The sequence below is a fragment of the Nostoc sp. 2RC genome (assembly GCF_014222165.1).
In the GTDB taxonomy this organism is placed as follows: Bacteria; Cyanobacteriota; Cyanobacteriia; order Cyanobacteriales; family Nostocaceae; genus Nostoc; species Nostoc linckia.
Map to the genome: position 1 here is coordinate 1 of NZ_JACKZU010000375.1, position 7,897 is coordinate 7,897.

At 40.3% G+C, this 7,897-nt stretch carries 6 protein-coding genes; 3 read left to right on the top strand and 3 right to left on the bottom strand.

Annotated features, from left to right (window positions below; genetic code table 11):
• Positions 1 to 182 precede the first annotated feature (182 nt).
• Positions 183 to 815 carry a pentapeptide repeat-containing protein gene (locus tag GNE10_RS28995; protein ID WP_185569115.1) on the bottom strand — a complete coding sequence of 211 codons (633 nt, stop codon included), beginning with the start codon at positions 813 to 815 and terminating at the stop codon, positions 183 to 185.
• A gap of 299 nt (positions 816 to 1,114) precedes the next feature.
• On the bottom strand, positions 1,115 to 1,789 hold the full coding sequence (locus GNE10_RS29000) for a cadmium resistance transporter (protein ID WP_185569116.1): 675 nt from the start codon (positions 1,787 to 1,789) through the stop codon (positions 1,115 to 1,117).
• Positions 1,790 to 2,369: 580 nt separating this feature from the next.
• Here GNE10_RS29000 and GNE10_RS29005 point away from each other — a divergent pair.
• Positions 2,370 to 2,810 carry a Crp/Fnr family transcriptional regulator gene (locus tag GNE10_RS29005; protein WP_099072784.1) on the top strand — a complete coding sequence of 147 codons (441 nt, stop codon included), beginning with the start codon at positions 2,370 to 2,372 and terminating at the stop codon, positions 2,808 to 2,810.
• Positions 2,811 to 2,825: 15 nt separating this feature from the next.
• Here GNE10_RS29005 and GNE10_RS29010 read toward each other — a convergent pair whose 3' ends face one another.
• Positions 2,826 to 4,652 carry a hypothetical protein gene (locus GNE10_RS29010; protein WP_185569118.1) on the bottom strand — a complete coding sequence of 609 codons (1,827 nt, stop codon included), beginning with the start codon at positions 4,650 to 4,652 and terminating at the stop codon, positions 2,826 to 2,828.
• Positions 4,653 to 5,273: 621 nt separating this feature from the next.
• On the opposite strand from GNE10_RS29010, the gene GNE10_RS29015 reads away from it, so the two are divergent.
• Both GNE10_RS29015 and GNE10_RS29020 read left to right on the top strand, forming a co-directional pair.
• A complete protein-coding gene (locus GNE10_RS29015) occupies positions 5,274 to 6,509 on the top strand; it encodes a succinate--CoA ligase subunit beta (protein WP_185569120.1) in 1,236 nt (411 codons plus the stop codon).
• Between the two features lie 477 nt (positions 6,510 to 6,986).
• Positions 6,987 to 7,868, top strand: coding sequence for a CoA-binding protein (locus tag GNE10_RS29020; RefSeq protein ID WP_185569122.1), 882 nt, complete (start codon positions 6,987 to 6,989; stop codon positions 7,866 to 7,868).
• Positions 7,869 to 7,897 lie beyond the last annotated feature (29 nt).

Sequence of the window (7,897 nt, forward strand, 5' to 3'; positions counted from 1 at the left end):
CCCCTGCCCCTTATCCCCAGAGGGGGCCCCCCTTCCCCTTTTCCCTTTAACCGACAAGTATTGAAGGTTGATGGATATGGGAATTGGAACTTTTAAATCAATAATCCCCTCGGTAAAAACTGAGGGGATTAACGATTATTTAGACTAGTTTAATGACATTGGCAGCTAAAATTTATTTTGCATTAGTAAGCCATAAATCCTTCTGGTCTGATGGCGTCTTGCAAATCAACTCCCATCAAGTTGGCTCCTTGGATGTTTGCATTTGTGAGATTTGTCTTTTCCAAGTCTGCGTTTTGCAAGTTTGCTGCTTGGAGGTTTGCTCCCAAGAAGCTAGCCTTTTCTAGGTCTGCATCAAATAGGTTGGCTCCTGTTAAGTTTGCTCCTGCGATATTTGCCTTACCTAAATCTGCTCCTTGCAAGTTTGCTCCTTGTAGGTTTGTTTGCTGTAAGTTCGCTCTTTCAAAATCTGCTTTTTGTAAGTTCGCACCTTGCAAATTTGCTGCTTGCAGGTTTGCATCCTTGAGAACTGCACCAATTAAATTACATCTGACACATTCTTTAGTTGTTAACAAACGTTTAACGTTTGCGGCTACAGATTGTACTGGTACTACAACTGGAGGTATTGCTGGAGTTGGTTCTAATACTGGTGATGCAGCTGGAGGTGTTACTGGGGTTGATTCTAAAGCTGGTTCTGATGGTGTTATTGTTTGAGCTTGAGCAGTGGGCTGATTGAACAGTGAAAATGTTGCTACAACTACTACAAATAAGGCAGTTACAAGCCACTGAGTTAATTTTTGAGAATTTGATTTATTCATTAGTTTCCTTCCTGCGATCGTTTGCGATGTTAGATTTGCGATATTAGATTTGCTTTTGTAAGAGCCATAAATAATGTGCTTTATGTTCACTTTAGATAAGTTAATTGATAAGAGCAAATATTATTTTTATTTAAAAGCATAAATTCAAGTGATTAGAAAACCTCCAGTGTGAAAAGCGGATTAGAGACGCGGGGAGGCGGGGACACGGAGACACGGGGATTATGTCTTGATGCAAATTCTCAAATCATCCCGTAATTATGCAACACCCAAAATCTCAAATCCAAAGTATCGCCTCATGCTCAGTGAGAAAGCATTGCCAAACTAGGTAAAAGTCGGTAGCTTTCACTTTTAATCAAAATAGACAATCCCAGCCAAATTAAGACAAAGGGGAAGATTTTTCGACCATAGCGAGTTAAAACAGGTGCCATCAGAGGATTACGGGTCAGGTTGTAAGACAATAAACACCACGTCGCAACTGTTAGATAACAAACACATAAAATTACGCCCAAACTTGGAAGATTGGTAGTAGCGAACAACGGTACATATATTCCAATGTTATTTCCACCGTTAGCAATGGTAACTGCTGAAACACGATAAGTTTGGGGATCGCGGATAATTGCCAACAATGATTTCTTCTGCCGCCCAGATTTACCAGGAGAGGGTAAGTTAATTGACACATCTTGTACTATCTCTCCATCATCTTCTCGGCTGATGAAATTACTAATACCGATGGCGATGGGAAGTAAACCTAGTAAACCAATCCAGGTACTAGGAATAATCAAACCGCCGAAGAAACCAGGGAGGCTAGCAAGCACTAATGCAGTAAATCCTACAAATTCACCGATAACAATATGCTTGGGGCGAAAGGTGCGGTTGACTTTTCCGAAGAAAGCCGTCAAATATAAATTGTCGTCAAAAGTAGTTGCAAAAGCTACAGATATTCCAATAAGTACTGTACTAATTAGCCAACTCATAGTCGTTACTCACAAAGATTCAATGCTGTTTGTCCTCAAATCCTGACTTTGCTTTTCGATGTGATGACAGTTCAGGATATTGTTTGACTGTTTTTTCTCGCGACAACTAATAGAAGTTCGCCAGACAACAGCCAATTGTCCAACTTTTAAAAGCGATGCTTACGGTGGTAAACTACGCCTCCAATGAAATTGGTGATTTTTTTTCTCAGCAAGGTACCTTGGGAGTTCATGCAGCCAATATTATGACTTTTGACCGAATAAGAGCAAATACTCTTGTTTTTTAAAATGATAAATTAAAGTGATTAAAAGAGAATTCAGGAGTCAGGATTCAGAATTCAGAATGGGCCGCTAACAGATGACTGTTGACTGTGAACCGTCAAAGGTCAACAGTCTTTTGAGGATTGGAAGTCTCAGCCGTTGCTTTCAATGGATAACTCCTCAAGCACCACATCAAATTTTAAATTTAGTGGACTACAATTAGTGGCGGGTATAAATCTCCCATTTCTTTGCTCTAATTCCTCAATTCAGAATTCTGAATTCTGAATTCTGAATTCTAAATTCTTATTTTTAACTCGTAATTATGCTAACTAGTGTTGACCGTCTATTATTTGTCCGGCGAGTCCCAATTTTTAAGGAATTGCGAGACGATTTTATTGTGCGGCTGACTTCAGTGATGAATGAACTGTCATTTCCAGCTAATTACACAATTTTCAGGCAAGGAGAAGAAGGGCGATCGCTTTATATTGTGGTGTCGGGTCGAGTTAAAGTACATATTGGAAACAAACAGCTGGCAGAAGTAGAACAGGGAAAATACTTTGGTGAAATGGCAGTATTTGATACTCAACCCCGTTCCGCCAGCGCCACGACTCTAGAACCTTGCGAATTTCTAGAATTAACGCAAGAGCAATTATATGATGCCATTGAAGAAACTCCAGATATTGCGGTGAATATCATTCGTGAGTTATCACGGCTGATTCGCAGATTGAATGAGGATATGAATGTGACTTCTTTACAAAGTTAATCATCCAGTGAACCGCTACCCTCCCAATGTCCGCGTATAAATTACCTGACCTTGAGAATCATAAAGGGAAAGGGACAAGTTGGCATTGTCACTAATTACAGCCAAGGCTTCCTGTAAGACTTGCAAGTGATTGGTGAGATCGATAGCAGTATTTGAATTCTCCGATTCAGGATTAACCGAAGTATTTTGCCTTAATTGGTCATACTCAGGGGTTAACCGGACAATAATTCCTGCATCCTCCATACTAAAGGTGCAAATCCGAATTCCATTAACACAGGTTTTCTCTAAGTCAGTGCGGGTTTGTTGCAAATCACTAACTACTTGTAGTTTTTCTTGTGCTTGTTTGAGGGATGTTGAGTAGGGTTCGATTAACGACTGAGCTTGAGTGTAATATAAGCTATCTTGGGAAACTTTTTTAGCAGTTTCCAAAGCCTGCTCCCAGTATGTTGCTGCTGCTTGCCATTGATTTTGTTGTTGATAAACTTTGGCTTGGTTGGCGGTGCTAACAGCTTGTTGGTAAGTTCTGGCAGCTAATTGTTCTTTTGTGGTGCGATCGCGTGCTGTGACTAACTTAGGTTTATACTCTAATAACAACTTTTGGGCTTCTTCATAGGCAGGGCTAGTTTGGGGAATCACCCTCAAGGCATTAATCACTACTTGCCAGTTAGACTGGACTTTTTGCCAATCCTTTAATGATTTAGCACTAGCTTGACGACTTTCGGCTGTATTAGCTACATCTTTTGCGGCTGCTAGTTTTTTCAGCCATTTTTCTTCAGTTTGTATCTGCTGATTAATAGTATGTAAACTAATACGATAACTAAATAATTTTGCTTGTATTAACGGATAAAGTTCATTGTTGGGAGTTATGGCCTCTAGTGGTGCAATGGCCTGTCGCCATAAATGTTGCCTAGCTTGTATTTCTTCTAAAGTACGTGCGGGAGCTTTAATTTTTTCTGCCGCCAAAGATGCTGTTTGCAAAGCCTTAACTACCTGGCTGATTTTTTCGGCTCGTCCAGACAAACTTACTTTGAGTTCTTCTGATGTTTGGTAACGAGGTGACCAACCAGGAATTACATTCAAGGCTGTGGTAGCGTCAGTTAGCCGTTGATGCACTGCGATTAAATCTTTTTCTGACTTGGCGCGACGGATTAATTGGGGAGATTCTGTTTTTAACTGCTGGGCTATTTGTATTTCTTTACACTCAGACATCACACAAGGACGAGTCAGTAAATAACCACCAACACCTAAAACCACAATTCCCACCAACGCCACACCAAAGAAAATGGGTTTAATTCGACGTGTTGCCTTTGAAGTCGGTAAACTCGGTGCATCTGCAAATGGGTCAAATACTTCCTCGTCTTCAGTTTCGTCTGAGGATGGAAAATAGGTCAAAGCTGATGAGGGGGATGAGGGGGAAAAGGATGAAAAGGAAGATATCGCTTCCTCATCTTTCCCTACTTCCTCCTCTTCCTCATCTTCCTTGATTCCCCTTATTCCCTCAGATGTCCAAATGCCCAAATCTCCATCGTTGGATTTTGTCCTGTGTTTGAGAGTGAGAAAACGTTTGGCATAAGGAAGTTGTTCGCCAAAAACTCTCAGGAAACATTGTACTCGTTGCTCTCTGTAGGGTGCTAAAGACTGAAGTGCATCTTCAATAACTGCAAAGATAGTCTCGGCATCAACTGTTACACCGGATGGGTGTTGAGTTAAAATCATTAGTTCGTCTTTATTGACGGCACACTTAACTTGAAAGACTCCAGCCAATGGAACTTCTACAAGCAGTTGTTCCTGCAAAGTTTTGGCTAAAAGCTGTAAATCTTCCTGTTGAACTGCTACTTTCATAGAGCTTTTGTACTGATTTCTATATTGTTTTGATTATCTTTAAGGAGGTCAAATCAACTGTTTGGGTTTTTTGAATAAAGATGCACAGTTTAAGCAACCACAGGCTGAAAATCTAATCGAACAACTTTCTAACACAAATTCTAAGTTTTCACCAAAAATTCAAATACTAGTAATTGTTCGTAGTGCTACATTTTTGAGTTAGTAGATACAAGATTAGATAATCTATCCACAGGTATATATTTTCTGGAAAAAAATGGGAATAATAATATTTTTGAGTATTTTCACTGGATAATTTTGTGGCAATTAAATTCACAACAGCTACTCTTCGAGAAAATTATAGTTGCAGAGCAATTGTGACAAAATTATCCACAGGTTAAGAAAATGTTGCTATGTTATAGGCTTTTGACAGGAATACTAGTTATCTTCTATGCCGGAAAGTCTACTGAGGAGATTAATTAAGTATTGTAGCTAGAGAAATTAATTTGCCTCATTTGCTGAATTCGATAAAATTGATACGTGAAAAATAAGTTTTTATAGCTGCCAATATGTAATAAAGGTGCTGCCAAATATTTTAGACAGCAATCATCAAAAGCTGGTAAAGTCTCAAGATAAGGTGTATCAATGGATTTATTAGAGTACCAAGTTAAAGAATGGTTTGGGAAGATAGGCATTCCTGTATTGCCTTCACAACGAATTGACCATCCCACAGATTTGAAACGTTTAAAAATTGGTTTTCCAATTGTCCTGAAATCCCAAGTACATGGGGCAGAACGGGCAAAAGCAGGTGGAGTCAGGTTTGCCGAAACAACAATCGATGCCATCGCTGCTGCCCAAAATATCTTTAGTTTACCGATATGGGGCGAGTTGCCAGAGGTTGTACTAGCAGAATCCCAATACGACGCCAACCAAGAATTTTATCTGGCGGTGGTTTTAGACACCGCTGTTTGCCGACCTGTACTTTTAGGTTGCAAAGAAGCAAACATCGATTGGGAATCCGCAGGCGAAAAAATGCATCATGTGGTGGTCGAACAAGAATTTTCGCCATTTTATGCTAGGCGACTAGCTTTGAAAATGGGTTTGCAGGGAAAGCTGATGCAATCAGTAAGCAGCGTTCTCCAGAAAATGTACCAGCTATTTGTGCAAAAAGACCTGGATTTAGTTGAAATTAATCCCTTAGCGGTGAATGCTGATGGTGAAGTCATGGCTCTTAATGGTAAAGTCAGGGTGAACGAACGAGCCATCAAGCGTCATCCAGATCTGACGGAAATGGCAGCAAAAATCATCAGTCGTCATCCAAGTACTGAAATTAACGGTATTTTGGGCGATTGGGATGGCGTACAAATGCAGGGAAAAATTGGTATTTTAGGTAATGGTACTGGTTCAGTAATGGCAACTTTGGATTTAGTTGCTAATGCTGGCGGTAAACCAGGGGTTTGTTTGAATCTACGCCATGCTTTTCTTACAGATACTACTCCAACTACATTTGGCGATCGCCTAGAAACTGGTTTGAAAATTTTGGCCGCTGATAAAAGCATCCAAGTTATACTAATTAATTTCCTGGGTAGTATTCCTCACCCACAGCAACTAGCCGAAATTATCGCTAAATTTGTCCAGCAAGACAATAACGAACTCAAATTAAAAATTGTTCGTTCTAACGGTAGTAAAATTCCGCGGGATGTGAATGTTCCCACATTAGTTGTCCGTCTTGCTGGTTCTGAGTGGAATGAAGCTAAAAATTATTTAGCAACACTAGAAACTCACAGCAATGCCCTGATTGTGGTAGAAAATTTAGATGAGGCAGTGGAAGTTGCAGTTCGTCTTGCCAAACCCACTAATAAAAAGCGCGTTGCTGAATAATGGGATGATTTAGGCTGACACGGAGACACGGAGACACGGAGACACGGAGACGCGGAGACACGGAGACACGGAGACACGGGAATTATGTCTTGATGCAAATTCTCAAATCATCCCGCAATTATGCAACGGCATAAAAAGAAATAGTCAGACAATTTGAGATTTGAGATTTGGGATTGACCAAAGGCAAAAATCAGAGGTCTGGGAATTTTGGATAAGAGATTTTCAATTGATTCCATTGATAAATCAACAATTGACATGAAAAATTAGAGTTCAGGTTTTCTCATATCCAAAGTTCCGAGACTGAGAATAATTTTTGTTTGCTTGAATTAATATTAATTTTTCATGTTGGAGATGAATTGAAAATGTAACGCTAAAAGTAAGTAAATTGAGAAAAACCCATCAAGACAATATTGTATATGTATCCTTTTATGCCCAGTGGCTCAACTCACTGGCTTGCCAAGCTTACGGTAATTGATTATGAACTTAACGCCAGAGAGTAAAGTCTTAATTCAAGGCTTTTGTGAATTTATATCAGGCACTCATGTTGCACAAATGAAAGCCTACGGCACAAATTTGGTGGCTGGTGTTAATCCTGGATGCGGTGGACAGGAACTACACGAACTACCAGTATTTGACTTAGTAGAGGAAGTAGTAGAGCAATTTGGCACAATTGACACAACAATTATCTGTGTAAATCCTTATGAAGTTTTAGATGCGGCATTGGAAGCGATCGCATCTCACATTGGCCAAATTATTATCATTACTGCTGGCGTGCCACCTTTAGATATGGTGCAATTACTCCGCAAAGCCGAAGCTTGCGAAACTTTGGTTGTCGGGCCTAATAGTCCGGGGATCGTTGTACCGGGAAAAATTCTCTTAGGAACTCAACCCAGCGAATTTTATACACCGGGCCCAGTGGGGATCGTCAGTCGCAGCAGTACCTTAACCTACGAAGTCGCCTACGAATTAACAAAAGCTGGTTTGGGACAGTCCATTAGTGTCAGCATTGGTAGTGATGCTATTGTTGGTTCCTCATTTTTGCAATGGCTACAAATTCTCGACGAAGATGAAACCACAGAAGCCATTGTTTTAGTCGGTCAACCAGGTGGTGGTAGTGAAGAAGCCGCAGCGCGGTACATTGCTGAGGCTATTGATAAACCTGTAATTGGCTACATTGCAGGTAGACAAGCACCACCAGGAAAAAGTTGGCGTCAAACCGGAACTTTAGCAACAGTTATCGGACGCGACCCAAATTTTGGCACAGCTCAAAGTAAATTAGCTGCTTTGAAAGAAGCACAAGTTCCTGTGGCTGAACGTCCATCTCAAATTCCAGAATTGGTTAAAAAACGAATTTCTTAAACGGAAAAGGGGAAAGGGGAAGGGGGAAA